We start from the raw sequence: 26,210 nt of genomic DNA, 5'->3' as shown, positions 1-26,210 counted from the left end.
AATGGTAAAAAAATCAATCTGTGCGATGCGTCTTCGCAAGAAGATAAGCGAATAAATACCCCAGACTCGTCACCCCAAACCATGCAAAGATTCCTGGTGTGCCTGCCAAATACAGGCTTGGTAGTACCGACCACACAAAAGCTATCAACAGCAGTACTCTGTATGAAAATATAATCGCGATCAACGCAAAGCAGCCCGGCAGAAATAGCATAATAAACGTATTAAGGGCCGCGCTCACGTTGATCTCATCGTTATATGGATTGAAGAAGTTAAGGATGCACCAGAGCAGCATGGAAGCGGCCCCTGAAGCCCCTCCCAGAATATGATGCATCCGTACCCGTGCCCGCATCCGCTCTCCCTCCTTGAACGAGTATTATGCTAAGGACTCCAGCAATTCGCTGGCATGGCTATCTTGATTACTTGTCACACAAAAAAATGGACAGCTGTCCTCATGCTGTCCATTCCATATTTCAACCTATAAAGCCTGCCTGATTCACAAATGAAGAGCTGTCATGCTTCTCCCTCTGAATCCTTAGACTGATCCTTCTTAACCGCCTTATCCATGTACTTGTCATAACGGTCATCTACTTCCTTGGCCATGCTGCGGTATTTCCGAGTCTCCTCCACGATGGGATCATGCTGTGTCTGGATCCGGATCTCATATTTGGGAGTGAGAAGCCTCCGCTCCTCCTTCTCCCGGTCTTTTTCCTCCATATCACCATCTGTTAACATCTCGCTGAGCTGGCGCTCCAAATCCTGATCGGACTTCTCATTCATCGTACGCACACTCCTTTTTATCAAATGTTTGTGTTGGTGACTTCATTTCTCTTTAACTCCTGCAGTCAGCCGTTCGTTTCACTGCCCGCATCTTTTAGTGTATCCAATAAAGGCTGATGGATCAGCCCATTGGTTGCTGCGATATGGCGTACGGACAAGTCATAAGGCTGCCCATCGATGTCGGTTACCTTACCACCCGATTCCTGAACCAAAAGCGCACCTGCGGCAACGTCCCATACACTCAAACCATGCTCCCAGTATCCACTGATCCGACCAGCAGCCACATAAGCTAGATGAAGCGCAGCCGAACCGCCGGCTCTCACGTTACGAACCTTGGGCAGCAGCGTCTGGAGCTCGGCCATATTGCGCGGAAGGTTAACCTTGCTATCCAGCGGGAAGCCTGTCGCAAGCAGACTTTCCGACAAGTGCTCCTCTTTGGAAACTAGAGTAGGATTGCCGTGAACATAGGCACCTTTCCCTTTTTCCGCTACAAACAATTCATCCCGGGAAGGGTCATATATAACACCGATAATAACTTCTCCATGGTGAGCGAGCGCAATGGACACAGAATAAAAAGGAAACCCGTGAACATAATTCGTTGTTCCATCCACCGGGTCAATAATCCATAAATACTCCTCTTCCTTGGCCTCCTCAAGCGCTTTCGCGTATGCTTCTGTCCCTGGGGCTACCCCTTCTTCACCGAGAATGGCATGATCCGGGAAGTGGGTCAAAATCAGCTTGCGGATCATCTGCTCCGCGCCTTTATCCACCTCTGTTACGATATCCTGTGCCGAAGTCTTGGTGCTGAGCTGCTTGACGGTCCCAAGCTTGCTCTTAATCCATTCTCCCGCTTTAGCCGCACAGTTAATTGCAACCGCAGTGTAGCTTTTGCTGCTAACTACATATGGAATCTTTTCGTTCTCATTCAAAGCATTCACTCTACTTTCTATACCAATCTAGTGATTTTGCATCCCTACATCCTATTCAACCCTCATGGAGACCGATAGGGCAGGGGGTCCAAGAATTCGCCTTATTTCAATAAAAGTCCGTCCTATGCTGTGCACCTGAATGCGTGGCGAGAACGAACTTTTTTACCCCAAACATCTTGCTTAAGGGGAATCTCTGTTTGGATACTTCCAACGTAACCCAAATTTCTCCAACTTGCAAGTGATAACAGGCTTGTTTATCGTCAGGGCTTCACTTCGATTGAGGCACCGTCAAGTACTGTTACGCCTTCCTTCTCGTAATCACCCAAATCCTTCATCAGATCAAACAAAGCTCCATCCTTCATCTTGGCCTCGATCATAACATCCACCTTCTGCGTTGAGCCCGCAATATTTCGTAAGAACGCGAGCAATGGCACGACGTCTACCCCATCAGCATGGCTCCGAATATCCGTGGGGCTCTTCGGACTGGATACATGAATCTTAGGCGGCAGTGGCTGTAACGGTTCAGAGCCTGCCTGGGCAAGCGGGGTCTCCCAGGTACGAAGGATATCCGGCCACAGCTCCCAAGGGGCCTCTCCGTCATTATTTACCCACTGATGATGAATATCCAGCACCATCGGCAGCCCTGTTTGTTGACAGACTGCCAGCGTTTCCTGTGCAGAAAAGGTTTTATCGTCATTTTCAAGGGTGAGCCGTTCCTTAATATAAGGGTCAAGCTTATGAAAGTGCTGGACGAACCTAGCCGCAGCCGATGGCTTGTCCCCATAAGCCCCACCGATATGAATGTTATTCTTCATGGAAGCAGGCAGTTCCATCGCCTGCAGCATATGGACGTGTGACTCCAGGTCACGGATGGAATTGACCAGCACTTCAGGACGCGGTGTGCTCAGCACCGTAAAATGATCCGGATGAAAAGACACCCGCATCCCATGCTTTTTCACAAATTCCCCAATGGCCTGAAAGCCTTCACGCAGGGCCGGGAACGGATCCCAATCCTGCAAATCCTGATGTGTGGCCAAAGGGATCAGCTTGGAAGAGAAGCGATACACCTTGATATCATGAGCCAGATTATGTCTCAAGAGTCGAAGGGTATTATGTAGGTTCTCATTCGCGATCCGCTCCAGTTTGTGTATGCCGGCTTCGCGGTCGTTCAGCTTCAAAAAGCTCTTCATGGTCATCGTCTTGGAGGGAGAAGCATTCTGCACAACCGTGGACATGGCCACATAACCGAAACGGACAATCATGCATGCTCTCCGAAGAACATTTCATGAGCAAGTGCGGTCTGTACTCTGGCTTCCTCATCCGTCAATTTTCGGATCAGCTGCAGCTCGACAGATGTGACCTCGCGTCCCTGGAAGTTGATCTCCGATACGCATGCGGTGATTAGAACGATGGCTACCGCCTGATTATCGGGTGTATAAGCAATAACCTTCTGACCTGTCGGAAATACGCGCAGGCCGTCCTTGAGCATTTTGCCGCGGCCGTACTCCAGCAGCTCATATAGCTCCTGCTCACTCTTAAACTTGCAGACGGAATTGAACTCGGTTTGAAATCCCATATCACGTAACTTCCTTTCATCGATAATATTAGACTCAAGGGGAGCCGTTTCGAATTGCGCGGACTCCCCTTTGTGCTTGGTATTCTATTTGTTGCTTTATGCCTGATTCTCATACACCAGGGATTGTTTGCGATTATAACGCTCCAGACCCAGTTCAATCATTCGATCCAGCAGCTCGCGGTAAGATACACCTGTCTCTCTCCACAAGAGCGGATACATACTGAACGGGGTAAAGCCCGGCATCGTATTCACTTCATTGATCAGAATCGCGCCGTCCGAACGGCGGACGAAGAAGTCGGCACGGGTGATGCCGCCGCCTTCAATCGCCTTGAACGCGGTAATGGCGAGATCCCGAAGACGATCAGCCATTTCCGGATCGATCTCGGCCGGAATCTGCATCTGCGATTGTCCATCCGTATATTTAGCTGCATAGTCATAGTATTCACTGGAAGACACAATTTCACCCGGGACGGATGCCATCGGCTCATCGTTTCCAAGGACGCTGACCTCTACTTCCCGGGCATCTACAAACTCTTCCACGATGATCTTGTCATCGAAGCGCAGCGCAGATTCAATGGCGGCCTTAAGCTGCTCCCGGTTCTTGGCCTTGGATATTCCCACGCTTGATCCGAGGTTAGCCGGCTTGACGAAGCTTGGGAAACCGAGTTTATCCTCGATGTCCTGCAGCACCTCATGCTGGCTTCGCTCCCACTGGATACGGTTGAAATAACAATACTCGCATTGCGGCAATCCAGCTTGGGCAAAAAGTTTCTTCATGACTACTTTATCCATCCCGGCGGCAGAAGCCAGCACACCAGTGCCCACATATGGAATGTCCGCCATTTCGAACAGTCCCTGAATCGTGCCGTCCTCGCCGAACGTTCCGTGCAGAAGCGGGAACATGATATCCACTGCCTGGTTCTCTTGGCCATACAGCCTGCTGAATACGGCATTCAGCGCCGACTGGGTTCCTTCCCCTTCAGCCAGCTTCAAATCCTCCAGCTGGGCAAAAGGAGCCGAAAGCTGGCCGCCGATTCTCCATTGCCCCTGTTTTGTTATATAAAAGGGAACCAATTCGTATTTATCATAATCGAAAGCGTTCATGACTGCGAATGCCGTGGAAAGCGACACCTCATGCTCACCGGATTTGCCCCCGTATACTAAACCAACCGTTAATTTATTCTGTCCCATGTTAACCTCTCTCTTATCCGTATTGCAGCATGACATGCTGTCATCTTAAAAATAATCAGGTATATGGTAAAACCGGTATTCGGTGTTATCATTCCATGCGTAAGAGTCCTGGTAATCCCAGTAGCGACGGCGACTTGATACCGTATGCGCATTGACCAGCGGCATCCCGCCCGCGTCAAACGCCGTCACGATGGTGCTGTGTTGAAATGCGCCATCACCGTCCCAATCATACACGATGACATCTCCCAGCATCAGCTGCTCAGGCCGCTGCACCCGCTCAGCCCGCAGCCCAGAAGTGCTGTTGTTCAAATACAGTGCAAAGCTGTTTGATACGGCCCAGCTATAGCTCCACCATTCCCGCTTGTTTATGTAGCCCTTGTACCACCATCCCGATTCTCTTTTACCAGTATAGTGGATTGGGGCTTTGCCTGCAAAGAGGCATTGAGAGATATAGTTCGTGCAATCCACCTCAAATTCTTCAAATTCCGGGTTCCCCGAATCCCACCAGCGTTCAGCGTAAGCAGCTGCGGCTTCACGATCATAACGAGCAGATCTGGGATTGCTGCCGGCAGAGTATACACGCCCGTTCATAAAAGGGGTAGACGGCTCTCTGCCATCCATATATCCGCCTGCTGACGAAATATCAGTTCTCTGCAGTGGATGGCGTTCATCCTGCAGACGTTCAATACCGACGATCAGCCAGGCCTCACCATCACGGATCAGGGTCAGCCGCTCCGTTGTGATCGTGTCTTCTCTGTGCGTCATCCCTCTCTTTTCGTAATAAAACACACTATGAAGCCGAACATCGGCGACAACGTCCTCTTCGGTTTCCCTGAGTACACGCTGGAGCCTTGCACGAGTCTCGCTCTTAAGCGGCGTTGCCTCCCGCTTCGCGTACCACGATTGCAGCCGGAATTGCCGCTCGCCCCTCTCTATCAGAAAATTCAAATCCGCTACGATTTGCTCTTTCAGGCCTGAAGAATAGTCTACGCGATTTTGGTTATATTGATTGACGTAAATAGACAGAGCTTGTTTCCAAGGCTTCTCCGTTTGCTTCAGACTGTTCATTATCTCTCCTCCTCTAACCTTACCTCTCACGCTATTTCCTATCACATCTATATGAAGAAATTCATCAGGCTATGAACTTCCGTAAAGAGAATACAGAAATATAGGCCATTAGCGGCTGAATTCAGGTTGAATCGGGGTTTATTTTCACCGATTTGAAATCCTTTTCTTCTATAAAAAATGCTTTACGTAGCAGGCTGAAAACGGTATACTTAAAGTAGCATTTATGAAATTAGGTTTCATCTAGTGAAACCCTAGGCAAGGGTTTTGCCCTGATTTTCTTTATTAGATTTATGAAATGACTCAAGGAGGTTCATCTATGCCAGCAAAGGATCAATTCTCCATCTCTCGCAACCTAGAGGTGGGCGGTAAGAATTACCGTTATTTCAGCCTGCAGGCGCTCGAAGAGCAAGGTTATGGCAGCGTATCCAAGCTACCATTCTCCATTCGGGTACTGCTTGAAGCTGCCGTACGTCAGTTCGACGGACGCGCAATTACCGAGGATCACGTCAAACTCTTGTCCAAGTGGAATGAAGGACGCGACGACAACAAGGAAATTCCGTTCATCCCTGCCCGTATCGTATTGCAGGATTTCACCGGCGTTCCGGTTGTCGTAGACCTTGCAGCCATGCGTGACACTGTCAAAAAATCCGGCGGCGACCCGAAACAGATCAACCCGCTTGTGCCTGTCGATCTCGTAATCGACCACTCCGTCATGGTTGACGCTTTCGGTACCGACCAAGCTCTTGAATATAATATGAAGGTTGAATTTGAGCGTAACGAAGAGCGTTACCGCTTCCTCCGCTGGGCTCAAACGGCATTCAACAACTTCCGTGCAGTTCCTCCTGGAACGGGTATTGTTCACCAGGTGAACCTGGAGTATCTGGCTTCCGTAGCAGCTACGAAGACGGTTGACGGCGAGACGCTGGTCTTCCCTGATTCTCTCGTAGGTACTGACTCCCATACCACCATGATCAACGGTCTTGGCGTTGTGGGCTGGGGTGTTGGCGGTATCGAGGCAGAAGCCGGAATGCTCGGACAACCACTGTATTTTGTAACACCTGAAGTTATCGGCTTCAAGCTGACGGGCAGCCTGGCAGAAGGTGCTACTGCAACTGACCTTGCCCTCACAGTAACCGAGCTTCTTCGCAAGAAAGGCGTTGTAGGTAAATTCGTAGAATTCTACGGTCCTGGCCTTGCCAACATCAGCCTGGCTGACCGCGCAACGGTTGCTAACATGGCTCCGGAATATGGTGCTACCATCGGCTTCTTCCCGGTTGATGATGAAACACTAGCTTATCTCCGCAACACAGGCCGCTCCGATGAGCAGGTTGCACTCGTGGAGAGCTACTATAAAGCACAAAATATGTTCCGTACGGCGGAAACTCCTGAACCTGAGTTCTCCGATGTAATTGAACTCGACCTTGCTTCGGTTGTACCGAGCTTGGCTGGTCCGAAACGTCCGCAAGACCGTATCGAACTTACCAATATGAAAGATAACTTTAACGACATCATCCGTACGCCGATCGATAAAGGCGGATACGGCCTAAGCGATGAGAAAATCGCCGAAACTGTTAAAGTTCATCATAAAGACGGCTCTACCAGCGAAATGGGGACAGGCGCGGTAGTCATCGCGGCCATTACGAGCTGTACGAATACGTCGAACCCAAGCGTTATGCTCGGCGCAGGTCTCCTGGCCAAAAAAGCTGTTGAACGCGGCCTGACCAAACCTGGTTACGTGAAGAGCAGCTTGACTCCGGGTTCCCTCGTTGTAACCGACTACCTTGAGAAATCCGGCCTATTGCAGTATCTGGAGGCTCTTGGCTTCTATGTAGCAGGTTATGGCTGTGCAACTTGTATCGGTAACTCCGGTCCGTTGCCAGATGAAGTGAGCGAAGCGATTACCGACAACGACATGACGGTAGCTGCCGTATTGTCCGGTAACCGTAACTTTGAAGGCCGCGTACACGCTCAGGTCAAAGCCAACTACCTGGCTTCGCCGCCGCTGGTTGTCGCTTACGCTCTGGCAGGAACCATGAACATCGACCTTCAGAACGACCCGATTGGCTACGATCCAAACAACGAGCCTGTGTATCTGAAGGACATATGGCCATCCAGCGCGGAAATCCGCGAAGCGATCGGTCTAGCTGTCAGCCCGGATGCATTCCGTGAGAAATACGAGAATGTATTTACCGCCAACGAGCGTTGGAACAAGATTCCGGTTCCGGAAGGCGAGCTGTATGAGTGGGATGACAAATCCACTTACATTCAGAATCCGCCATTCTTCGAGAACTTGGGCGATGGCCTTAACGATATCCAGGACATCAAGGAAGCGCGCGTGCTTGCTCTCTTGGGCGACTCCGTTACAACGGACCATATCTCCCCAGCGGGCAACATAGCAGTGAACAGTCCTGCAGGCAAATATCTGAGCGAGCGTAACGTAGAGCGCAAGGACTTCAACTCCTATGGCTCCCGCCGTGGTAACCACGAAGTTATGATGCGTGGTACCTTCGCTAACATCCGGATTCGTAACCAGGTGGCTCCAGGTACGGAAGGCGGCGTAACCACTTACCTTCCGACAGAAGAAGTAATGTCCATCTATGATGCTTCCATGAATTATCAGGCAGGCGGACAGAACCTGATCGTTATCGCCGGTAAAGAGTATGGTACTGGAAGCTCCCGTGACTGGGCGGCAAAAGGTACGTATCTCCTCGGCGTCAAAGCGGTATTGGCCGAGAGCTTCGAGCGTATCCACCGCTCCAACCTTGTGGGCATGGGCGTACTTCCGCTCCAGTTCCAAGAAGGCCATGGCTGGAAGAGCCTCGGTTTGAACGGCCGCGAGACGTTCGATATTCTCGGTCTTAGCAATGATGTGAAGCCGGGACAAGAATTGACGGTTGTCGTTACACGCGAAGATGGAACCAAATTTGAATTCCCGGCGATCGCTCGTCTTGACAGCATGGTAGATGTGGACTACTACTATAATGGCGGTATCCTACAAACGGTACTGCGTCAAATGATCGCATCGAACCAATAAATTATCACCTTCCAGGCGCTTAAGCCTTAGGAACAAATCCCCATCATCCATTAGCGGATGATGGGGATTTCTTATTCTGCGGTACTTCTTTCCTGAATATTGAGCATTCCGTTTCGATTACACTTCTTGAGGTTAATGGGTAAAAAAACAACCGGAATTCATAATCAGGAGGATGGTACCTTATGATCAAAATACATACGATGGCTTCGTTCCATTACCAATATCAACGGCCGCAGCCGGTAGCCGCTCCCAAGAAAGAGGAGCCGGCTGACAAACCCGTCACTTTTCAGGAAATTCTCAACCAGAAGATCAAGGAAAAAACTTTGAAGTTGAGATGAGCCTAAGCTTGTCGTTGAAGAATTACAATACATAGCAGCCTGGTAATGATAAAACCATGATGACAACCTTACACGACAAATAGGCCGTGCCCCCCAATCACCTGAATTGGAGGCACGGCCTTCTCTGTATAGAAAAACCATTATACTGCATGCTGCCGAATACCCTGCTTAAATCAGATCATCATTCCCATTTCCCGTGCAGCTTCCATCAGAATTGGTGCATGATCGCGAAGTATATCGGCCGACAGGCGGGTTACGGGGCCCGACATCGATAATGCCGCCGCTACTTGGCCGTTACGGTCAAAGATTGGTACCGAGACCGCTGCTGCGCCAGGTTCGCGTTCTTCGATGCTGATCGCGTACCCCTTCTCGAGAATTTCCACCAACTGCTGCCGGTACATGCTGCGGTCCACGGTCTCCGGCCAATCCGGTGCGCTGAGCAGCTCCTCCTGATCTGCAGGAGGTGCGTAGGCCACCAGCACTTTGCTAGACGCGCCCACAGACAGCGGTAGCCTTACCCCCACCTGTGCAACCCGCCGGATACCCTGGTTGCTCTGCACAGCCTGAATGCGAAGACGGTCAGCACCATCTCTTAGATACAAACTTACCGTTTCCCCTAGTTGATCACGCAACGCCTCCATGGCCGGAAGGAGCCGGGTGGCAGGGTCGTCGCTTTGTGACAGATGCATCGATAGTTCCCATATTTTCATGCCGAGCCGATATTTCTCGGTTTCCTTGTTCCGCACGACGAACCCTTTCTCTTCCAATGTCGATAGCAGCCGGTGAACGGTGCTTTTATGTAATCCGATATAAGAGGAAATCTCGGTCAGAGCAAGCTCACTATCCTTCGTAAAACACATCAATATATCAAGTGCCCGCTCGACGGCACGCACGGTTAATTTGCGCTCTTCCATCCTCTTCCTGCCCCTCTCGCGTTTCATTCTATGAAACTTGGTTATAAAAATTATATGAAAATTTTGATCAAATGTAAACCACTCGGATAGCTACTTTACAGTTGTCTTACAATCTATGGATTTGCATTGACTTTACAGGAATCCGGGCATACGATGATTATAATTTCAGATTTTCGTTTTGACGAAAAATATCCAAACTCTATGGTAAGGAGGGGCCACTTATGAGCACAGCAACTGGTAGTAATGCCCCACTCTCCCCATCGAATGATGCGCCCGCTGAGCTGTCGACCCGCTTGGTTCGTTTTAAACATATAATATTAGCCTTATTATTATCCGTCGTTTTTTTCCTCATCTTTTGTTTTATCGCGCTTCATGCCTATATTGCATGGGTATTGTCAAATCCGACGGTCGCTCCCCTCTATTCCAATCCCAAGCTTGCGAAGGATATGGATTACGAGTCCGTCACCTTCCACTCAATTGATGGGAAACGAAATATCAATGGTTGGTATATACCAGCCGAGAACTCTTCCAAAACGATCGTGCTTAGCCATGGTTACGGTGCGAATCGGGAAGAAACCTGGATTCCGATGTACGATATCGCCCATTACGCGCACAATATGAATTTTAATGTACTGATGTTTGATTATGGCTTTGCTTCCCAGACGAGCAAGGAAGTGGCCACTGGAGGCAAGGAAGAGAAGCGCCAGCTTCTCGGAGCCATTCAACATGTAAAGCAGCGTGGTGCCAAGCAAATCGTCGTATGGGGCTTCTCCATGGGAGCCGGTACGGCACTGCAGGCTGGTCTTGAAACGAAGGATGTGGATGCGATGATCCTGGATAGTGCATTTTTGCTGGAGCCTGACACACTTTACCACAATATTCACAACCAGATTGATTTGCCGCGTCATCCGTCTCTAGAAATTCTGGAGCTGCTCTTCCCGGTACTGAATGGTACCAGCCTGGATCAGATCCCTTATAATGAGGTGAAGAGCGAGGACTATCCTTTCCCGACCTTGTTCATTCACGGAACGAAAGATGATAAAGCTCCTTACCCAATTGCTGAAAGGATCGCTTCTAACCAGACACATCCTGATTCGGATTCCTGGATTGTGGAGAATGCGCACCACGAGCTTATCTTCCGTGAACATCCAAGAGAATATTTACGCAGAGTCTCCGCCTTTCTTGACAAGCTTGAGACGCCTGATTGAATCCTTAAGTCCTGACATTATTGAATGATAAGTTACAAGAACGCCTCTCTCTGTATACATCTATATCTTGATCTCCCCTACTGCCTCGTGCAGAGGGGATTTTTCGTTTTTATGCTTATGCTTCATAATACAGGCCACAAAATGAATATAGTGGGTTTAGCGAACCTGATACTGGAGGGAACGGACATGTTATTTATTTATGGAGCGAAGCTCCCCGTACGATTATTGGAGGAAATCCGCTATTGGAAGCATCAGGAAAGGAAGCACACGGTACTCATCAAGGCAATAGTGCCTGACCTGGAGCCAGTCTATGTTAAGATGCTGGATCAATGGGCGGCGGTATTCTCTGACACGGAACAAGCAGCAGACGAACTTCTGCGGTATATCCTCGGCCAAACGGCCCCTCCTTCACCTCAGATGCTTGCCCAGATCGAGCAGGTGTTGCGCGCTGCCTGTGAACAATCCAGAGAGTTTATCCGCCAACTGCACGGAATGAAGGAACACAGTGAATCTGTTCAAAAAGCACCTCTTGCTAGTACGATCCTACTTCATGTGATCCGGGAATCAGAGTATTTTCTGAACGCGCTGGAGACTCTCAATGCCACCGGAGCGCTAGAAAGATTCATGGATCTGGATATGCCGGCACAAGTACAGCCCATGACATTTCAGGAGGCTTCTTCCCTACTTCCCCCTGCTCCTAATCCTGAACGGTCCATTCAAGATATGGCTGACTCAGGTACAGCAACCGTTCCGATTGGTGGACACCGCCTCCCTCCACTGCCTTACGCTTATAACGCGCTGGAGCCGCATATTGATGAGAAGACGATGCGAATTCACCATGACATCCACCACCAAAGCTACGTTGACGGTTTGAACAAGGCGGAAAAGAAACTGGATGAGGCCAGAAAAAGTGGTGATTTCGAGCTGGTCAAACATTGGGAACGGGAGCTGGCTTTTCACGGTGCCGGTCATTATCTGCATACAATCTTCTGGTTCATTATGAACCCGCAGGGCGGCGGTCAACCCGGAGGGGAGCTTGCCCAGCAGATCAAACAGGACTTCGGTGGCTTTGACCGATTCAAGAAGCATTTTACCGAAGCAGCAGACAAAGTAGAAGGCGGCGGCTGGGCAATCCTCGTCTGGAGTCCGCGCAGCCATCGTCTTGAAATTTTGCAGGCTGAGAAACATCAGGACCTCTCACAATGGGATGTCGTCCCTCTGCTTGCTTTAGATGTGTGGGAGCATGCCTACTACCTCAAACATCAGAATAAACGCAAGGACTACATCAATGATTGGTGGAAGGTAGTTTACTGGCCGGAGGTCACTGAACGCTTCAAACATGCCAGCAAACTGAAATGGAAACCTTTTTAAGGCTTAAAGTTTTCGGCCAGACTGCTTCAAACTGGTTAATACTGGGTACACAACCTTGAGCCCTCCTTTCTTCATTTATGAAGTTTAGGGAGGGCTCATCATCATCTCCAGGGAGTTAAACCAAGAGCAGTCCCATCTAATCATTAGGTCTTTTTTACCAGATATATGGTTATTTATCCGGTTGAATCAACCCATATACTGGATTATGATGTGACGGTACATATGAAGTTTAAAGACTTAATTAATGAATAAATGAGATGCACGAGGGGACTGAAATTGTTATGGGTAATCGTTTAGGATGGAAAAAACTGTTCATATGCTTCTTGTTAATCCCATTTATCCTAGGAGGATGTCAAAACATGAATTCAAATAAAACTAATAACTCAGACATCACGGAAGATATAACAAATAATGACGATAAACTAATGAGCCAAGCCAAAGAGACTGCCATTCAGTTCTTCAAGGAAAAGTATGATCTTGATGTCGAGGTAACCAACCAAAAGAAATTGCCAACCTATGTCGCAGACGAGATTGATGTTGAAGGATACGTCATCGGGCATAAAGATCAAACCTTTAATATTTCAGTAAACTATAAAACCCTTCAAACCAAGAACTTTGTCATGAGCCCGGAATTGAAGGAAGTCATTCAAGCCAAGGAGCAGAACTAATTAATTATTCTTTATGGAGGTCCCATCATGGTTGATGATGAAACATATAACACTTTATCCAGATTAGCCTACAAAGATTTGAAAGCAGATACACAGATTGAGGATCTTCCACAGTGGGAGGTTCTAGAAGATACCAGAAGCTATAAAGTGTCCGGATTTGATGCTGTCACCTTTGTCAATCGGGATACAGGGGAAGCCGTTATTGCATACAGAGGGACAGAGGGAGATGCAGAATTATCAGCATCCCTGCCTGATTATGTAAGTGATGTTGGAATTGGTATTGAGGAACTCAAAAGGAAAACAGAGATTAAACGACCTTTTGATGAACATCTCACCAAATTTGAAGATGCCGTTGGAATTACAACAGTCAATGATTGGCTCGGTGAAACTTCGAGAAAGCTTGATAAAAACTTGGATTTTGTAGGGACAAATCAAATGTACCAAGCTGAAGACTACGCCAAAGAAATGCAGGAAAAATATAAAGATTTAAATTTTTCACTTACCGGTCACTCACTAGGTGGAGCCAATGCACAGTATGCTGCTGCTTATACAGGTATGACAGCCGTTACTTTCAGCGCTCCTTCCGTGATCGGAAGCCTATCACCAGAGGTTAGACGAAAAGCCGAGAATGGAGAGTTTGACTCCCAGATCATTAACTTTGCTCACCCAGGTGATATTATTGCCAGTGGCACATTCGGTGGTTACAACGGTCACGTCGGCTCTACTTATTACATAGACTCCAATTATAAAGATGCCAACGACGGGCTTAGTTTAAAAGAAAAAATCGATAATACACTGGGCGGGCCCAATTATCATCAGCTTGACCGTTATAAATTTGAGGATGGTTACATTTCCAATCCACTATATGACGGTGCCTCGGACAAAGCCGTGGATTCTCCCAGAATCCCTGCCCACGGCGATCTCTTATTTGGCCTTGGTGGGGCTTTGAGCCAGATGGGCTTAGCTTTAGGCGCCTCGCTTGGGGCCGCAATCAGTCTCTCAGGGGGCCCTTCAGGAACCATTCAGGTGACCCCGGCCGAGCTGCGCAGCGTGGCTGAGAGATGGAGGGCGAATGCCCACCGCAACGCTGCTGAAATACAAGGAATTCGGCAGCGACTCTCCAAGTATATGTACTCCAGCCATAGCAGACGTCTGCAGCCGCTAGTCCAGCAGCTGGATACCTCTATCATGTCCATGAGTCAATGGCATCTGGAGCACACGACGGGCATCGTTCAGTACATTCAATCCAAGGCTGATCTGTTCGAACGAACAGATCAAAGCGGGTAACCAACTGTGATCAACCACCGGGAGGGAAAGAGATGAGTCAAGAGATACTGCTGGAGCTCGATGATTTGCTTCAAGCAGAACGTGAGCTGTCAGGTCTGCTTGCAGCCATTCAAGCCGATGAACGGGAGGCCAGGGTCCTGTACGCTTGTCTGCAAGACTGGAAGGGACAATCCGCCAATGTATTGCGGGAGCAGGTTGAAGCCTTCTTCATGGAGACGGCTCGTCGTATCCGTGAGATTGAAGAACAAAAAAATGCTCTTATTCAGTATGTTCACTACATGAAACAGGTAGATGGCGCTTCTTGAAGATCATGGCTCCAAAGTTCAACCTCCTATAATGTCCTATTCATGGGGGAACACAAAAAAGGCTTCGCCTGCAAAGAGGCGAAGCCTTTTCATAATAATCTTAGTCTTTAATCAAGGATAAAAACTCGGCACGCTGCGCAGAATCGGTCTGGAAAGAGCCGCGTACAGCAGATGTCACCGTCTTGCTGCCCGGTTTTTTGACACCGCGGGAACACATGCACAGATGCTCGCCCTCCACAACAACCATCACGCCGTTTGGCTCCAGCGCATCCACAATAATATTAGCAATTTGCGAGGTGATACGCTCCTGCACCTGAAGACGGCGGCTAACTGCCTCTACGAGACGCGCCAACTTGCTGAGTCCTGCGATTTTACCGCTTGGGACATAACCGATATGGACCTTGCCAAAGAACGGAGCCATATGATGCTCACACAAGCTGTAGTACACGATATCCTTCACGATAACCAGTTCCTCGTGATTCTCGTCAAAGGTTACCCCAAGAACATCCTTGGGATCGACCGCATATCCTGCAAAAATCTCCTCATACATGCGGGTTACGCGAGCCGGTGTCTCAATTAGACCCTCCCGATCGGGATCTTCACCGATCAACTTCAAAATTTGCTCTACATGGTATTCGATCTGTTCCCGGTTCTCGCCTACTAGAAGATTCACATAATCTTTAACGCCTGACATCATACATCCCCCTTTTAATCCCAATAACCAGCACTTATAGCCGCTGTTAGCGGTCTTTTAAATAGAAATGCCCCTCCGCCATTCAAGTTGGACGAGAGTGGGCCTTCTTGCATTATGATTTACGTTTGCGTCCTTGCCCTTTACCCGGCATTGGCTGATTTTTCATCATTTGCTGTGCGCGCTGCATCTGCTTGCCATTCATGTTATAGCCCATTTGCTTTGCCATCTTTTGCAGCATTTGCGGATCATTCTGCATCTTCTCCAACTGCTTGCGGAGATAGAATACGCCGATGAAGAATCCGCCAACCAGACCCACGATCAATGTAATAATCGGAATGACTATGTCCATCACTTGACCACCCTCTACTAATATCTACCAATTAATGGCGCATATACGAACCTATCATAGCATGTCCTTTTCAACACAGCAAATGAAAATAACGACGGACATAGCAGGCTTAGGCTAAGATCATTATACCTCGATGGCTCACGATCCTTTTCGGTCGTTCATGGCCCCTTCCAGTGTTAACAACGCACGTTTAATCTCTGGGCCGCCGCCATATCCAATCAAAGCTCCATCCGCACCGATTACACGGTGGCAAGGTACTACGACCGGAACAGGATTCTTGTTGTTCGCACCGCCTACAGCACGTACCGCTTTAGGGCGCCCGATGGATTCCGCCACGTCTTTATAAGAACACATCGTTCCGTAAGAGATCGATTTCAGCGCTTCCCATACCTGCAATTGGAACGAAGTTCCGCGCAGATCCAGCGGTAAGTCAAACTCCTCCAGCTCCCCAGAAAAGTACTGTTTCAGCTGCGTTACCACAGGGGCTAATCTTTCCTCATCCCGTGTGTAACCGCCGTTACCGGCCCAAGTCCGTGACCATTGCTGGATGACCGCCTCTTTAACATAGAAGCTGCCAAACTCAATAAGACATAACCCCTTCTCGGTTGCGCAGACCGTCAGCGATCCAATGGGAGTTAGAAGTTCATCATAATATAACATTTCAGGCCCGCCCTCAGGGACGGCCATGGGCTCGACTCCATGAATGACGGGACTTTGTTGCTCGGGTTGATTTCCGTTAGCGGAGCCCGAATGATCAATAGCTGGGGATGTGCCGGCAGCATTATCCTCTTCCACACCGGCTTCATTCCCCTTGGTTTCGGGTTTCAATTTATTCAAGGCTTGCTGCAGCATATCTCGTACTCGGGAGTCCCCTTCCGATTTCATGCTTTTCTCTAAGTTGTTCATTGCTTCTTCGCCTCCAATACGGCCCAGAGCCCATGCAGCGGTTCCCCGCAGCTCCGGGCGCGGGTCTTTCAGCAATACCTCGCTCAGCTTCGGTACGGCTGAAATATCTTTAAAGTTGCCAAGAGCGATTACAGCGTTGCGCTGAATCGGCTTTCGGCCGCGCCAAGCAGCCGATGTATCTCCAAACGCTTCCTTAAATTCACGGTTGCTCATATCCAGAATCGGCAGGAGCAGCGGCTTGGCTTTTTCGGGATCAGGCTTGAAATCCTCCTGATGAGTCCAGTTCTTGCCCCGATTCTTAGGGCATACAATCTGACAGGTGTCACAGCCGTACAGCCGGTTGCCAATCTTGCGCATGGCTTCTTCGTCCAGAAATCCTTTGGTCTGGGTCAGAAAAGAAACACAACGCTGGGCGTTCAGCTGTCCGGGACCGACAAGGGCGCCGGTTGGGCATGCATCAATACATTTCGTGCATTCCCCACAGTCTTCCGTAACCGGTGTGTCCGGAGGAAACGGAATATTGGTTACCATTTCGCCAAGGAAGATCCAGGAGCCGAACTTGGGAGAGATAATGGCGCAGTTCTTGGCGCTAAAGCCAATGCCAGCTCGCTCGGAAACAGCGCGATCTACAAGCGCCCCCGTATCAACCATGCTCTCCAGCTTCGCATCCGGCACACGCTCTTTGATGTAATTCTCCAGGCGGTCCATGGCCTCCCGAAGAACATGGTGATAATCTCTTCCCCAAGCAGAGCGCGCCATAATCCCCCTGTATTTCCCAGGCTCGGATTTTGGCGGGTTGTTCATCTTGGAGTGGTACGTTATCGCTATGGCGATCAGGGACTTCGGCTCGGTGCCGGGAAGAGCGGGAGTAACCCGCTTATCCAGGTCCTGCTCTTCAAATCCCGATTCATAACCCAGTTTGCGATGATTCTGCAAAATTCCTTTCAGTGACTGGAACGGCTCGGCGGAAGCAAAGCCGATATCGTCAATACCGAGCTCCGGCGCCACGACTTTTAGTTCCTGTTTGAGTTCCTCCCATACCGAAGGCGGAGGAGCATACGAGCCGAGTGTGTAGGTCATTCTCCTGCGCCTCCTTTTTTGGGGTGTCGTTCGATCCGGCAGCTACAGCTTTTTGATCTCGGATAAAGGCCAGAAAATAAATTCGGCTCTGCCCACAATGTCGCTTTCCTTCACGCTCCCGAACATACGGCTGTCCTTGCTCTTCCCAAGGTGGCGATTATCTCCCATCACGAAATATCGGCCCTCTTCCAGCGTTATAGGGTCAAAGCCCGGATCCTCAATCGGAACATCGGTATATTGCTCCTGTTGGACAACGCCGTTTACGTACAGCTTCTGGTTCTTTACTTCGATGATATCTCCAGGTACTCCAACGACTCGCTTTACAAGAAACTCCTTCTTGTCAGGACCATCGCTTGGGTCCTTGAGCACAATAACATCGCCATGACTCGGTTCAGCAAACCGATATACGATTTTATTAATAAACAGCCGCTCCGATGCTACCAGTGTCGGTTGCATAGATTCACCTTTAACCATGGACAAGTTGAACACAAACATATTTAAGAGCACCATAATAACAAATGCAATCGCAATCGTCTTCACCCAATCCCACAGCTCGGCAGCCCAACCGTTCTTCTTATCAGGTTGTTTCTGAGGCCCATTATCCTGGCTATGTTCATTTGAATCTTGAGGAATCACTTGTGCCATGCTACACCTACTTTACTTCGATTTCACCTTCGAGATCCGATGGCGGCACCTTACAAAATAAAGGTACATTAATAGAAAAGCATATCTCCCACCCATTTGCAACGGCTGAAAGATATGCTTCATATAGAAAAAATGTCAATTCTTATCTCTGTTTGAAGCTTACGGCTGCCGTTTGCGTGGCTCTATGTACACTGAGTCGTGCAACTACTGACCTAGGATACTAAGCTTCTGGAACGACTTCAGGATTTGGCTCGCACCATACCCCATGGCTTCATAAAATGGCATGGCTGCAGTATTGTGTTCATCACCTGCTACCATAATCCGACTGACTTTCCGTGATTGAAAACGCTGTTCCATCGCTGATATCAAAGACTTTCCAATTCCTTTTCTGCGATAATCAGGATGAATGGCAAGACGGTAATAACAACCATGATTGCGTTCAATCGTACCGATTAAGGCACCAACGATTTCACCATTTTCTTCAGCGACCATAATCAGGTCGGAGTCCCAAGCGAGCTGCCTGGAGAAGGGCTCAATCGTGTTTTCGTAGCAGTCTTCCGATAAAGCAATCTGTAATAGCTCAGTTACGGGGTTACAGTCACTCAACTGAAAGGAACGAACATGCATCTCAAAATCTCCCTTTTCGTTAGCATGATGCGGTTTACCCGGTTTACTTTACAAAAATATAGTATTCCGTTTACGCAAACCTGACATTATTGTTTTACTACAAAAAACCCGAAAATCCTGTTTCCTTGTCCATTAAACCACATATTTCTCGTAAATTCACGAGTTTTCTTCTGAAAGCGCTTTATAGTAAGCGTTTACATTATTTTCATTGGATAAAGTTCCATATTTTTATCAATTATAGGTCTATTTCTTGATGCTAAAATCATTATCCTGATGTAAAAAGTGAGCCATACATTCCCATAAAAACGCAGCGTCCTCCAGACTACTACTCCTGGGGACGCTGCGAAATATTTACCATTATTTACTGAAGAACGACGGTATCCCCCGCCTTCAGCCCTGATAGAACCTCAATTTTATCCAGCGTTTGCATGCCGGTCTCGATATCCTGCCGTTCTATCTGGCCGCCTCCCTTGTCCACCATGACATAGGAGTTGCCTCCGTCTGTCATCACGGCAAGTTTGGGAACGACAACGGCCTTATCCTTTCGCTTGGTTACAATGTCTCCGTTAAGCGTCAGCCCGCCGATCAACCGATCTTCTTTCGGCAGTGAAATGATCACCTTAAACTGTGGTGTCTGGGAAGTTTGCTTCTCCTGGGCCGTCGTCTCGGCGAACTTAGCAACTTCCAGCACCTTTCCCTTCAGCTTTAGATCCTTGATGGATGGCATCTTAACCTCAACCGCCATGTCCGGCTTAATGCTGAATATATCGTTTTCCCCGACAAATGCCACTAATCGAAGAGAATCCAGGTCGACGATTTTGCCGATATACTGGTTCGCCGTCACCGATTGCGGCACCTGCTGTGTCGGGTCGAACAGAAACAGGCCTGCTGCTGGTGATAAGTATGTAGCTTTCTTCAGCCTGTCATTCAAGTCGGCCATCGTCTGGCGCTCAATATCGTTAGTAACCTCGTCCAGTTGACTGCTCAGCCGAGCATTTTCCTGATCTGCCAGCATTTTAAGGCGCTCGGCTTCCGTTGCTAAGGCCGGGGCGCTATCGAGGTCCTGATTTAACGTGAACTCCTTCAGCTCCTTCTCCAGCTTCCGCTTCTGCAGCTCGGCTTCCTTCTGCTGAAGCTGCTGGCGAATTGCCGTTTGCTCCAATTTAAAAAGCGCATCGCCTTTCTTAATCTGCTGGCCGTTCTCGACGTTCCAGGACTCCACTTTCGCTTCAAAAGGTGCGTAAACATTGGTCTCCCGTCCGTATTCTGACGTTCCCTTGACCTGCACGGTCGAGACGATGGTTTCCTCGGTTACGGGAAATGTGATGACCTGCGGCTCTTCCATCATGGGAATCTCGGGTTCTTTCGGTTTCACCTGTCCGTATCCCCAATATCCTACCAAGCCCAGCACGGCGACGATAACCGTCCATTTTATGATTTTTTTTATCATACCGATTTAGCTTCCTTTCCGAAACTCATTATCCTAATCCCGCTTGATGGCCAGAAGTGCATTCGTTCTTGCTGCGCTGATCGCCGGATAGATCCCCGAGAAGATTCCGGTCATCACAGCGAATGCAATGCCGATGGGCAGCGTCTCCAGCGTAACCGCAATTTGCAGCCCTGACATGCCCGCCGAAGCCATAATGAATGAATTCAGTCCCTTGATGATCAAAAATGCGAACACGATGCCAAGCAATCCGCCAAGCAAACCGAGCAGGCTGGCTTCTACGATGAACATGTTGCGGATTTGCGGCATATTCGCCCCAAGGACCTTCATGATGCCGATTTGCCTACGGCGCTGATGCGTAGACATCGTCATGGCTACGATGATTGATATCGAGGCCAATAACAGGATAAATACGCCTATGCCGAGAGCGATCGCTTTGAATGTATCCAATTGGGAAGCGACCTGATCGCGCATGGCCAGATTGTCGCTCGCATTTAGCGCAAGTTTTGAGATCAAATCCTCAAGCGGTTTAATACTCTGCAGATCATCGACTTTGATGGTTAGACTATCGTATACCCGCTGTTTCGAAGTTGTCCTATTTTGCAGGTTCAAACTATTTGTTAGCCATTCCGCCGTATCAAAGGAAATATAGGCCTTACGATCGTAGAACGCAAACTGGGCATCTCTCCCCGTAGGTACGTCCAGCACGCCTCCAACATAAAGCTGTGGGCTAAGCTGTTTCTTGTCTGCGTCCATCGACTCCAGCTGTATATTTTTGCCGTGCATTTCCGAAACGGTGCTCTCATACATCTGATATTCTTCCCATAGCTTCGGGTTATTGGGATCGGTATTTATCATATTCATCAATCTTTCGCTCGTCTCTGCATCCTTCCATCCGGTTGTTGCTCCGTAATTGAGCACCATGGCACCGATCTGTTCAAGCGCGCCACCTTCCTTGAACCTGTTACCCTGCTCTTTGAGCTTTGACAGGTCCACGGCCACGACGTTGAAGCCGTCGTTGATCAGGTTGTCGGACGAAATGGCTCTAAAATACCCGAGCTGCTTGGTGGCTATAACGGATTTGACATGATCAAAGCCCTGAATCACCTGAACTTTATCATCCGTTAGCAATCCCCGGTCAGCTCCGGGCGCGGGGCCGCTGACTTCTCCTTGCCCGCTTGAGCCCTGTGGAGTCACCGTAATCTCGTCAAGCTTCATGCCGCCTATAATTTCCGTCTCCAAATAATTCTGGGCGCCGTTCCCAATGCTGATCGCTACGATAATAGCCGCGCATCCAATCGAAATACCAGTCATGCACAGGGCTGTCACCACTTTACGACGTTTAATCTGTCCCCATGCCAGCCGTATGCTGTCTAAAATTATCAGCTGACCTCACCTGCCTCCTCCGTATGAACCGGGACCCCAGGCAGGGACGAGGGGCCGTTTGGCCCCCGTTGACCTGCTGCTGGCGTTATATAGTCCTCCGGCTGAACCAGATAACCGTCACGGAGCATAATCGTTTTTTTCATTTGGGCGGCAACTTCCATCTCGTGAGTAACGATGACAAATGTCGTTTTCATGGACTCGTTCAGCGCCATCATGATTCGGATAATTTCCTCTTCCGTTTTGGTGTCCAGGTTACCCGTCGGCTCGTCCGCAAAAATGACGGAAGGCTCGGTAATCAACGAGCGCGCAATACTAACGCGCTGCTGCTGTCCGCCTGACAGTTGGGACGGGTATAGTGAAGCCTTATCGCCGATCCCCGTCATCTCCAGAAGCTCCATCGCTTTCTTCCGGCGCTTGGACGGAGAAACGGATTGAAAGACCAGGGGAAGCTCCACGTTTTCACGAATCGTGAGCGTCGGGATCAGTTCATAGGCCTGAAAAATAAATCCGATATGCTTGCGCCGGAAGACAGCAAGCTTGTTTTCCCCGTACTTGACAATATCCTGATCGGCAATATAAATATGGCCTTCCGTCGGCTTCATCAGTCCTGCCATCAAGTTGAGCAGCGTGGACTTGCCCGACCCGGAGCTGCCAAGCAGGGCAATCATCTCTCCCTTCTGGACTTCGAACTGGATATTATGGAGCACTTTTAATACTTCGTTACCGTTCTTAAAGCTGTGCGATACATTCTCCAAACGCAACATGTTCGCTATTCCTTTCCGACCCTAAATTTATCTCTCCTCAAATGGATTCACAGCTTGCTGAAACGTTAAATTATAAGTCTGACTCCCCAATGTGATCCGTTCATTCTGAAATTCATCCACCAATGTTAATTGGAACCAACCGCCCTGGAGTTTTTTATACTCCTCATCATTTAGCTCTATCGACATGGACCGAGTGCCCGGGACCTGGATATCGGTTCCTGGCGTAAGCGTTCGTTCCTGCGTCTGCCCCAGAGTATCTTTGATGATGAGAATCAGCTTATGTCCGGCGTCTGCCGCCGTGATGCTGTCGCTGCGTTTCACATCAATCGTAATATTCAGCGGAATGGACGAGCTTCCTTCCTGTAAATGCCCTACTGCTTTGGTCACCGAAACGTTATAAGGATACCAGTCCAGCTGCGTTAACCCAGAGATTACTGCAGGTCTGATCGGGTTCAGCATCATTTTTTTCACGTCCATGACTCCTGTTGCGTCTTTATCCGTCTCCGCAAGCTTGCTTCCGTTCATAGCCGTACCAAGAGCCAGCCCCAATTCGCTCGCAGCTCCCTTTGGCACTCTGGCCCAGAAGACGACCGACTGCTTGGAGCCCGGCTGAAGCGAGGCTTCCGGCTGAATTGTCTCTGCTTCATAGATCTTTCCATCCGTACTTTGAAAATAGCCCTTCAGCACCGCTGCTTGAACGCGGCGCTGCTCATTACTGGTCAAGATGAAATCGGAGTAGACAATATCGGAGTCCACTCCTTCATAGATGATCGTCCGCCGTTCCTGCGCCTCTGCCCGTTTACCGATCTTGGTAATCGTATACGGCTTCCCTTTTTCCAGAGTGCCAATAGACTGCGTCATACCTGAGGTGGTCATAGTCAGAAACGGCGTTTTGGCCGTGTCCTGCTGTGTAAACAGCTCGAAGCGGAGCGAACGGATATCCTTCGTATAAGGGATGCGAGCCATCACATATACCTCGGTTGACGATCCCGGCCCAATCAAGGAACCCTGCTCCTCAGCGATAATCTCTGATCCGGACAAACCCGTTCTTTCATCTGCCAAAACGTTCACTTGAAGCTCAGGCAGTGGCAATGACTTTGATTCCTGTGTATTTCGCAGACGCAGCTTCGCAAGGATCAGATCCTGATCCTGCCAGGGCAGACGCTGCATGGATTCCAGCGTATATGCAAACCCTTTAGCCGACTGCGCGCCGTATTCCACGCCGATAGAGGCTTTGCGCTCCGTTTGATACGGGATTTCAAAGTAGGCAATCGGCAAGGCCCATGACTCCTGGCTGCCGGAAGCAGACTCATTGCCCGTTTCAGTGGAATTTGACGGTTGCTTAGATAATCCGGCTGCCCCGGCTGTTCCGATCATTTGCAGTTTCAGCTTGTCCTGTTTGAGTTCAAGCGGCAGCGATATCTCCATCAACATTGTTTTCTCTTCTCCGGCACGCAGCGATAGCCCTGCCTTGTTATCCGAAGTATAAGGGTGGAGGGAGCCCTCTGACGCCTTAAGGGCGAACTCGTAAGCCGGAATTGCCACCGATTTTTTACCTTGATTCTTAAAAGCCATCTCGATTGTCCAAATTCCCTGATCCCCGGAAGCCCGCAGTGAGGACTGACGGATTTGGGCATTAACCGGTACCCCTTGAATGGTCAGCTTCTTGATTGCACCTGCAGCCACATCCCACTGTGGTGCCGTTGCAGCAGGCAGCTTGAATGATGCGACAGGTAGCGACAGCTTTAAGGTTTCATCATGTTCCGTCCATGAGAAACGCAAACCAGCCGTTTTAAGGTAGGACGGTACTTCCGTTATGTAATAAACCAGTTTCTTCTCTTTCGGCTGAATAAGCACGCCCTCCGTCTCGGCTTCGCGTTGCAGAAGGAATGTGCTTCCGCTAGCTGTCACGAGATACGGTTCCAATCCCCGATCATTCCATGCTTTTCCGCCGTGATTCGTCATATACATTCCGACTTTAGCCATCACTTTGCCGTCATACTTGATGATCTCAAGCGATTCAGTCTGTACTGTAACCGGTGTGCTGCCCAAATTGAGCTTCGTGCTTATACCAGGTGCAACGGCAGCTGAATAATTGGCTGGTAATCTGTAGGAACCGACCCGCTCCAGGTAACCTTTGACTTGCGGATTCCATACATCCATGACCAGCTTCATACCAGCCATTGAACCGCTGTCCACCTTGGCATAGTAAGTTACCCTGAGGCTTTGGCCAGGCTCTATCCTCTTCTTGGCGAGATCCTTGGTGATGGGATTAGCCGCATTTACAGAACCACCAGACATCAGTTTGGGAAAAAAAGAAACCAGCCGCGCCGGGCTCCTGCCCCCGTTTTTATAATTCAGGGTAAATACGGCCGCATGTGTGCCGTCTTGCTGCCAAACATCCGCATGCTCAAGCGTTGCTGTGACGTTGCTGCCAAGATTTACACTCCAGACAGGAGCTGAATCTTTCGACGCCGTCGACTTCGCAGTTGTCGATTTACCCGTATTAGAGGGAGCAGCATGCACTTGCGGAGCGGCAGCCAGAATGGCAGCCAATAAAATGGCAGTCACTCTGAACTTTGTACTTTTCATGTATAGAACGACTCCTTTCCACCTCGACATATCTCTTGTCATTTTCATCGATAGGCAGATTTGTTCGAGGTTATATATATAACGACAACTTCTGCCAAAAAGTTTTCAAATTTATTCAGGCAAAAAAATGCTGTTCACCGCACAAGAAATCAACCTCCGCGGACTTTTCAAACATAAAAGTTGATTTAATCCCCCCAAACGGTTTAATATAGGTAGTGTAGCCGGATTACATATGACATTTCTCCGGGATGATAAAGACTCTCCTATCAGGGAAGAGCCTTCATCATAACCAAAACTAAATTTACGGGAGGTTTTTCACAATGGCATTTCAATTACCAGCACTTCCTTACGCAAACGACGCGCTCGAGCCTCATATCGACGCACAAACGATGGAGATCCACCATGATCGCCACCATAATACCTACGTAACAAACTTGAACGCTGCTCTGGAGAGCGCTCCTGAGCTTCAAGGCAAGTCCCTTGAGGATCTGATCGCTAATCTTGACGCTGTTCCAGAAAGCATCCGTACAGCAGTTCGTAACAACGGCGGCGGCCATGCCAACCACTCCCTGTTCTGGGAAGTTATCGGACCAAACGGCGGCGGACAACCGACTGGCGCATTGGCTGATGCCATCAACAATGAGCTCGGCGGCTTCGATAAATTCAAAGAAGATTTCACTAAAGCGGCTACCACTCGCTTCGGCAGCGGCTGGGCTTGGCTCGTTGTGAAAGACGGCAAACTGGCAGTAACCAGCACGCCTAACCAAGACAACCCGATCATGGAAGGTCAAACTCCTCTTCTCGGCTTGGATGTTTGGGAGCATGCTTACTACCTGAAATATCAAAACAAACGTCCTGACTACATCTCCGCATTCTGGAATGTAGTAAACTGGGACGAAGTCGGCAAGCGTTACGAAAACGCTAAGTAATATCGCCGCACCAGAACCGATATCATAATCAAAAAGGCTGCTTCCGCTGTGAACTGCACCCCGTCAAGTAGACAGCACAAATATTAAAAGCTACGAAGCGGCCTTTGTCCTGAATTTCATTGGAC

The 26,210-nt window shown here is 49.2% G+C and carries 25 protein-coding genes; 8 read left to right on the top strand and 17 right to left on the bottom strand.

Annotated features, from left to right (window positions below; all coding sequences use genetic code 11):
- Positions 1-13: 13 nt before the first annotated feature.
- From AM231_RS23995 to AM231_RS23965, 7 genes are all read right to left on the bottom strand, one after another.
- Complete coding sequence (locus tag AM231_RS23995; protein WP_054404845.1) at positions 14-349, bottom strand: hypothetical protein; 336 nt, start codon at positions 347-349, stop codon at positions 14-16.
- A 161-nt stretch (positions 350-510) separates the two neighbouring features.
- On the bottom strand, positions 511-777 hold the full coding sequence (locus tag AM231_RS23990) for a hypothetical protein (RefSeq protein WP_054404842.1): 267 nt from the start codon (positions 775-777) through the stop codon (positions 511-513).
- Positions 778-842: 65 nt separating this feature from the next.
- Positions 843-1,706, bottom strand: coding sequence for an inositol monophosphatase family protein (locus AM231_RS23985; RefSeq protein ID WP_423212939.1), 864 nt, complete (start codon positions 1,704-1,706; stop codon positions 843-845).
- A gap of 260 nt (positions 1,707-1,966) precedes the next feature.
- Complete coding sequence (uvsE, locus tag AM231_RS23980) at positions 1,967-2,968, bottom strand: UV DNA damage repair endonuclease UvsE (protein WP_054404838.1); 1,002 nt, start codon at positions 2,966-2,968, stop codon at positions 1,967-1,969.
- The gene (locus tag AM231_RS23975; protein WP_054404836.1) at positions 2,965-3,282 is read right to left on the bottom strand and encodes a hypothetical protein; all 318 of its coding nucleotides are present in this window, start codon (positions 3,280-3,282) and stop codon (positions 2,965-2,967) included. The genes uvsE and AM231_RS23975 overlap by 4 nt, the downstream gene beginning before the upstream one ends.
- 96 nt (positions 3,283-3,378) lie before the next feature.
- Positions 3,379-4,473: a D-alanine--D-alanine ligase gene (locus AM231_RS23970; RefSeq protein WP_054404834.1), complete on the bottom strand. Its 1,095-nt coding sequence runs from the start codon at positions 4,471-4,473 to the stop codon at positions 3,379-3,381.
- A gap of 45 nt (positions 4,474-4,518) precedes the next feature.
- Positions 4,519-5,541: an amidase domain-containing protein gene (locus AM231_RS23965; protein ID WP_054404832.1), complete on the bottom strand. Its 1,023-nt coding sequence runs from the start codon at positions 5,539-5,541 to the stop codon at positions 4,519-4,521.
- Positions 5,542-5,857: 316 nt separating this feature from the next.
- Here AM231_RS23965 and acnA point away from each other — a divergent pair, with 316 nt between their 5' ends.
- Together acnA and AM231_RS29300 are read left to right on the top strand one after the other, a co-directional pair.
- Positions 5,858-8,575, top strand: a complete 2,718-nt coding sequence (gene acnA, locus AM231_RS23960) for an aconitate hydratase AcnA (RefSeq protein ID WP_054404829.1) — start codon at positions 5,858-5,860, stop codon at positions 8,573-8,575.
- Positions 8,576-8,757: 182 nt separating this feature from the next.
- Positions 8,758-8,913, top strand: coding sequence for a hypothetical protein (locus tag AM231_RS29300; RefSeq protein ID WP_165593466.1), 156 nt, complete (start codon positions 8,758-8,760; stop codon positions 8,911-8,913).
- A gap of 173 nt (positions 8,914-9,086) precedes the next feature.
- On the opposite strand, the gene AM231_RS23955 is transcribed toward AM231_RS29300, so the two are convergent.
- Complete coding sequence (locus AM231_RS23955; protein WP_054404828.1) at positions 9,087-9,827, bottom strand: IclR family transcriptional regulator; 741 nt, start codon at positions 9,825-9,827, stop codon at positions 9,087-9,089.
- Positions 9,828-10,048: 221 nt separating this feature from the next.
- On the opposite strand from AM231_RS23955, the gene AM231_RS23950 reads away from it, so the two are divergent.
- From AM231_RS23950 to AM231_RS23930, 5 genes are all read left to right on the top strand, one after another.
- Entirely contained in the window at positions 10,049-11,035 is a 987-nt protein-coding gene (locus tag AM231_RS23950) for an alpha/beta hydrolase (protein ID WP_054404826.1), read from the top strand.
- Between the two features lie 186 nt (positions 11,036-11,221).
- On the top strand, positions 11,222-12,406 hold the full coding sequence (locus AM231_RS23945) for a Fe-Mn family superoxide dismutase (protein ID WP_054404924.1): 1,185 nt from the start codon (positions 11,222-11,224) through the stop codon (positions 12,404-12,406).
- 359 nt (positions 12,407-12,765) lie between these two features.
- The gene (locus AM231_RS23940; protein ID WP_054404824.1) at positions 12,766-13,074 is read left to right on the top strand and encodes a hypothetical protein; all 309 of its coding nucleotides are present in this window, start codon (positions 12,766-12,768) and stop codon (positions 13,072-13,074) included.
- Positions 13,075-13,101: 27 nt separating this feature from the next.
- The gene (locus AM231_RS23935) at positions 13,102-14,361 is read left to right on the top strand and encodes a Tle-like phospholipase domain-containing protein (protein WP_054404822.1); all 1,260 of its coding nucleotides are present in this window, start codon (positions 13,102-13,104) and stop codon (positions 14,359-14,361) included.
- Between the two features lie 32 nt (positions 14,362-14,393).
- A complete protein-coding gene (locus AM231_RS23930) occupies positions 14,394-14,666 on the top strand; it encodes a hypothetical protein (RefSeq protein WP_054404821.1) in 273 nt (90 codons plus the stop codon).
- A 100-nt stretch (positions 14,667-14,766) separates the two neighbouring features.
- Here AM231_RS23930 and folE read toward each other — a convergent pair whose 3' ends face one another.
- The 9 genes from folE to AM231_RS23885 all read right to left on the bottom strand — a co-directional run bounded on the left by folE (position 14,767) and on the right by AM231_RS23885 (position 25,156).
- Positions 14,767-15,360 (bottom strand): GTP cyclohydrolase I FolE, encoded by a 594-nt coding sequence (gene folE, locus AM231_RS23925; RefSeq protein WP_054404819.1) that lies wholly within the window; start codon positions 15,358-15,360, stop codon positions 14,767-14,769.
- A gap of 112 nt (positions 15,361-15,472) precedes the next feature.
- Positions 15,473-15,709 (bottom strand): YneF family protein, encoded by a 237-nt coding sequence (locus AM231_RS23920; RefSeq protein WP_053490003.1) that lies wholly within the window; start codon positions 15,707-15,709, stop codon positions 15,473-15,475.
- A gap of 138 nt (positions 15,710-15,847) precedes the next feature.
- Complete coding sequence (gene queG, locus AM231_RS23915) at positions 15,848-17,695, bottom strand: tRNA epoxyqueuosine(34) reductase QueG (protein WP_054404818.1); 1,848 nt, start codon at positions 17,693-17,695, stop codon at positions 15,848-15,850.
- A 42-nt stretch (positions 17,696-17,737) separates the two neighbouring features.
- Positions 17,738-18,340, bottom strand: a complete 603-nt coding sequence (gene lepB, locus AM231_RS23910; protein ID WP_054404816.1) for a signal peptidase I — start codon at positions 18,338-18,340, stop codon at positions 17,738-17,740.
- Positions 18,341-18,544: 204 nt separating this feature from the next.
- Complete coding sequence (locus AM231_RS23905; protein WP_054404814.1) at positions 18,545-18,967, bottom strand: GNAT family N-acetyltransferase; 423 nt, start codon at positions 18,965-18,967, stop codon at positions 18,545-18,547.
- A 361-nt stretch (positions 18,968-19,328) separates the two neighbouring features.
- Positions 19,329-20,417: an efflux RND transporter periplasmic adaptor subunit gene (locus AM231_RS23900; RefSeq protein WP_054404812.1), complete on the bottom strand. Its 1,089-nt coding sequence runs from the start codon at positions 20,415-20,417 to the stop codon at positions 19,329-19,331.
- A gap of 33 nt (positions 20,418-20,450) precedes the next feature.
- Complete coding sequence (locus tag AM231_RS23895) at positions 20,451-21,743, bottom strand: ABC transporter permease (RefSeq protein WP_242615295.1); 1,293 nt, start codon at positions 21,741-21,743, stop codon at positions 20,451-20,453.
- Between the two features lie 53 nt (positions 21,744-21,796).
- Positions 21,797-22,564: an ABC transporter ATP-binding protein gene (locus tag AM231_RS23890; RefSeq protein ID WP_054404808.1), complete on the bottom strand. Its 768-nt coding sequence runs from the start codon at positions 22,562-22,564 to the stop codon at positions 21,797-21,799.
- Between the two features lie 27 nt (positions 22,565-22,591).
- Entirely contained in the window at positions 22,592-25,156 is a 2,565-nt protein-coding gene (locus AM231_RS23885) for a hypothetical protein (protein ID WP_054404807.1), read from the bottom strand.
- A gap of 320 nt (positions 25,157-25,476) precedes the next feature.
- Here AM231_RS23885 and AM231_RS23880 point away from each other — a divergent pair, with 320 nt between their 5' ends.
- A complete protein-coding gene (locus AM231_RS23880; RefSeq protein ID WP_054404805.1) occupies positions 25,477-26,085 on the top strand; it encodes a superoxide dismutase in 609 nt (202 codons plus the stop codon).
- Positions 26,086-26,210 lie beyond the last annotated feature (125 nt).

Origin of the sequence: Paenibacillus solani (assembly GCF_001277345.1) — a bacterium.
GTDB lineage: Bacteria > Bacillota > Bacilli > Paenibacillales > Paenibacillaceae > Paenibacillus_AQ > Paenibacillus_AQ solani.
This window is presented reverse-complemented; position numbering and strand designations above follow the sequence as displayed.

Coding starts and splice junctions, on each gene's coding strand:
- AM231_RS23995 (WP_054404845.1), bottom strand. CDS start 349: ATGCGGGCACGGGTACGGATGCATCATATTCTGGGAGGGGCTTCAGGG.
- AM231_RS23990 (WP_054404842.1), bottom strand. CDS start 777: ATGAATGAGAAGTCCGATCAGGATTTGGAGCGCCAGCTCAGCGAGATG.
- uvsE (WP_054404838.1), bottom strand. CDS start 2,968: ATGATTGTCCGTTTCGGTTATGTGGCCATGTCCACGGTTGTGCAGAAT.
- AM231_RS23975 (WP_054404836.1), bottom strand. CDS start 3,282: ATGGGATTTCAAACCGAGTTCAATTCCGTCTGCAAGTTTAAGAGTGAG.
- AM231_RS23970 (WP_054404834.1), bottom strand. CDS start 4,473: ATGGGACAGAATAAATTAACGGTTGGTTTAGTATACGGGGGCAAATCC.
- AM231_RS23965 (WP_054404832.1), bottom strand. CDS start 5,541: ATGAACAGTCTGAAGCAAACGGAGAAGCCTTGGAAACAAGCTCTGTCT.
- acnA (WP_054404829.1), top strand. CDS start 5,858: ATGCCAGCAAAGGATCAATTCTCCATCTCTCGCAACCTAGAGGTGGGC.
- AM231_RS29300 (WP_165593466.1), top strand. CDS start 8,758: ATGATCAAAATACATACGATGGCTTCGTTCCATTACCAATATCAACGG.
- AM231_RS23955 (WP_054404828.1), bottom strand. CDS start 9,827: ATGGAAGAGCGCAAATTAACCGTGCGTGCCGTCGAGCGGGCACTTGAT.
- AM231_RS23950 (WP_054404826.1), top strand. CDS start 10,049: ATGAGCACAGCAACTGGTAGTAATGCCCCACTCTCCCCATCGAATGAT.
- AM231_RS23945 (WP_054404924.1), top strand. CDS start 11,222: ATGTTATTTATTTATGGAGCGAAGCTCCCCGTACGATTATTGGAGGAA.
- AM231_RS23940 (WP_054404824.1), top strand. CDS start 12,766: ATGAATTCAAATAAAACTAATAACTCAGACATCACGGAAGATATAACA.
- AM231_RS23935 (WP_054404822.1), top strand. CDS start 13,102: ATGGTTGATGATGAAACATATAACACTTTATCCAGATTAGCCTACAAA.
- AM231_RS23930 (WP_054404821.1), top strand. CDS start 14,394: ATGAGTCAAGAGATACTGCTGGAGCTCGATGATTTGCTTCAAGCAGAA.
- folE (WP_054404819.1), bottom strand. CDS start 15,360: ATGTCAGGCGTTAAAGATTATGTGAATCTTCTAGTAGGCGAGAACCGG.
- AM231_RS23920 (WP_053490003.1), bottom strand. CDS start 15,709: ATGGACATAGTCATTCCGATTATTACATTGATCGTGGGTCTGGTTGGC.
- queG (WP_054404818.1), bottom strand. CDS start 17,695: ATGACCTACACACTCGGCTCGTATGCTCCTCCGCCTTCGGTATGGGAG.
- lepB (WP_054404816.1), bottom strand. CDS start 18,340: ATGGCACAAGTGATTCCTCAAGATTCAAATGAACATAGCCAGGATAAT.
- AM231_RS23905 (WP_054404814.1), bottom strand. CDS start 18,967: ATGCATGTTCGTTCCTTTCAGTTGAGTGACTGTAACCCCGTAACTGAG.
- AM231_RS23900 (WP_054404812.1), bottom strand. CDS start 20,417: ATGATAAAAAAAATCATAAAATGGACGGTTATCGTCGCCGTGCTGGGC.
- AM231_RS23890 (WP_054404808.1), bottom strand. CDS start 22,564: ATGTTGCGTTTGGAGAATGTATCGCACAGCTTTAAGAACGGTAACGAA.
- AM231_RS23885 (WP_054404807.1), bottom strand. CDS start 25,156: ATGAAAAGTACAAAGTTCAGAGTGACTGCCATTTTATTGGCTGCCATT.
- AM231_RS23880 (WP_054404805.1), top strand. CDS start 25,477: ATGGCATTTCAATTACCAGCACTTCCTTACGCAAACGACGCGCTCGAG.